2 protein-coding genes are annotated in these 2,420 nt (G+C 48.8%); both read right to left on the bottom strand.

The window, feature by feature from the left end:
• The coding region (locus QVO39_RS01995; RefSeq protein WP_502685057.1) for a hypothetical protein at positions 1-1,410 on the bottom strand (1,410 nt) is incomplete at its 3' end.
• Between the two features lie 24 nt (positions 1,411-1,434).
• Positions 1,435-2,420: fimbria major subunit (locus QVO39_RS01990; protein ID WP_288171551.1), on the bottom strand; the 986-nt coding region annotated here is incomplete at its 5' end.

Below are 2,420 nucleotides of genomic sequence, written 5' to 3'. Positions count from 1 at the left end.
ACCGCCACGGAAGGCGGCGTAGATGCTGTAGACGGTGTTGCGGCGGACCTCAAACTTTTCCTCTATGCCACCCCCCGCTGCAGAGACGAGTGTGGTGATGGGGAGACGGAAGTAGGTCATCTGATCGGCAGCTACTGGTGCATCCTCTGGGATATCCTCACCAGTGGGATTGATCCCAATCAAAATGTAGGGCATATCCTCCTTCTTTAGGCCGTCAATGAACATCGGTGGGATATAAAGGTAATACAAGTCAAGGGTGAACTTGCTCCATTGTGATTTGGAGTGTTGATGATACATCTTATCAAAGCCTAAACCATTATGGAGAATATTCCGATCATCAAGATTTTCGGCATACAGAGTGGTGACCTGAGTCCTGTAGGTGGTGGCATCGTGGAAATACTTCAGATACTCAGTTGCGGTACGGTCGCTGTAGAGTCGGCTATCCTCGGGCATATTCCTGCCAGTGGCAGTGTACTCTCCGGGGGAAGGAAGCATCTCCAGGGTGCCTGCACGCCAGTCCGTGTCAACAAGATCCACGAACTTCCCCTTGGTCAACCTACCAGTAGTGGAGCCATCAACATAGTCACGATTATCTATTCTATATTTTGCGATTTCAGGGCTGAGATACTCCGTCTTCTCCTTATTCGCTGTCGTGAGGATTAACTCTACCCTCGCAAAGACCCGCTCAAGGTCAATGGAGGGGGTCACTGTGGTGACCGTCCCATCATCACGCCCCTTGGGAATAGTGAGCATCGCCTGACCAGTCATTGGGAGCAATCTAGGCTGGAGACCTCTCTTGTACAAAGTAGTTCCGTTTCCATTTCTGTTAAACAAAATATTACTGCTGAGCATCCCCCTCTCATCGGTCATCTGATCGAGATAGATCTTCTGAGGATCTCGGATATTGCCGTTCATCGCCTCCTCGTAAGACTTCGGGTCATTGACGAGCAAGACGAAGCGGTAGCGACCAGGGGAGAGCATCAAGTCGAAGGTAAAGATCCCGCCAGTCTCAGTGCCAAAAGGCTTCACCTCCAATTTGCTAGTGCTAGTGGGCATACCAGCACGAATACTCGGATTGTTGTAGAATATCGTCCGGATCAGCTGGTCATTGTCGTAGACATAGAGCATCACGTGATCAACACGATCCTCATCAAAACGATTCTTATTCGGATCAACCACTTCAGGGTCGAAGGGGGTATCTGGATCATCATCAAGGTCATCCTGCACATCACCCATAGCACGGAGAGGTGCCCCAGTAGGGAGGATCTTCGCCGTAATACGAACCATCTGCTCACAGCCATCACCCAGCTCCTCATCTGTCGGGAACACACGCTGGTGGCACCCAGTCAGGCCAAAGAGCAGTAGACTCACGAGAAGGATCCGAATGGTATATTCCATATTATTCATCATAACTCATTTCATACTAACTTCATATTAGTTCCATAGAGCGTAGTGCTTCTCCACCAAGTTCCACTTAAGTATCTTGGCAGTGATACGCATGAGGTAGTCATTTTCCTCTACTGGAATCTGAGGATCCGTAGGGGGTTCGTAAGGATTATCCTCAGGCTTAGGGATATTGGGGTCGTCGGGGTCCACGGGGTCGTGATTCAATCCGATGCCACTGATACTAGCGATGTTGAGGTCGTAGATATTATTTCTCCGTGTATCGCAGTAATTGACAAAGCCCTTGGCACCATCCAACTGCCTATTGAGCGGAATGAGATAGACCATACGGCCCTCATCATACTTACGGACAGACTTATTCCCCATCAACACTGCATCTCGTAACCTTAGATAAAGCAGCCCATCATCCACCCCCTCGTAGAAAGTGCCAGGCTTTTCTGTCACATTAAGTTCATATTCTGTAGTCACCGTTCCGTCTTGGTGATGAACTCTATAAGAACGCACTTTACCTCGATACTGCGGAAGATTCCAGATCTTGGAATATACCTCTGCGGAAATCTCCATAATATAGGAATGCTCCTTAGTAAATTCCTCAGGGTCAGCTAATACCCTCTCATAGACACCACTTGAGTACTTGGTTGTATAAGCGTGGGTAGGGGTGAGCTTGGTATAGACCTTTGCATAGGCGATGCGATTGTACTTAATCTCGCCCTTCTTAGAGGCTACCCTATTATTGCCATACATCGAGTTTTCGAGGAAGTAAAAGCCACCATCGATGGAAGCACGGTCGGCAGCACCATCTTTCACCTCCTTAGGGTTACGGTAGTAGCCGCTGAGGATATACTCCTCTCCCTCCTTATCCGATACCCTCTGTAGGAAAGGATGCCCCATCTTAGGATCCCAATCAGTAGGTACCGTATTGGCATCAATCAGTGAGATATAATCCTTATAGACATTGGAGCCACTCTCCGAAAGCGTCCGTGAACCAGCTTTGTCTCGGAAGAGGTAACTCTGCT

It is taken from the genome of Porphyromonas sp. CAG:1061, assembly GCF_000435035.1.
Classification (GTDB): domain Bacteria; phylum Bacteroidota; class Bacteroidia; order Bacteroidales; family Porphyromonadaceae; genus Porphyromonas_A; species Porphyromonas_A somerae.
Note: the sequence above shows the minus strand (reverse complement) of the source record. Positions and strands in the feature narration are given on the sequence as shown.